The organism is Asticcacaulis sp. YBE204 (genome assembly GCF_000495855.1).
Taxonomy (GTDB): domain Bacteria; phylum Pseudomonadota; class Alphaproteobacteria; order Caulobacterales; family Caulobacteraceae; genus Asticcacaulis.
Genome location: NZ_AWGF01000055.1, coordinates 1 through 246 on the forward strand (window position 1 = coordinate 1; position 246 = coordinate 246).

Sequence of the window (246 nt, forward strand, 5' to 3'; positions counted from 1 at the left end):
CCCGCCCCCCCCCCCACCCCCTCGCGGCCCTTCGCCTACAACCCCTCCCCCCCGAACCTGTCCACCTCGCTGCCCGGGCAAAACCGCCTCCGCCGAAACCGACGAAGGCGCGCTGGGGGCGACCATCGACCTGCAAACCGCCCGCCCGTTCGACTACAAGACCGACACCTACGCCTTCTCGACCGAAGCCGCGTGGTATCAGAACGGCGACTATTACAATCCGCGCATGACGGGGCTGATCTCGAA

At 67.9% G+C, this 246-nt stretch carries 1 protein-coding gene; it reads left to right on the plus strand.

Features of this window, described 5'->3' with window-relative positions:
* Window positions 1–246: hypothetical protein (locus AEYBE204_RS40615; RefSeq protein WP_035442355.1), on the plus strand; the 246-nt coding region annotated here is incomplete at both ends.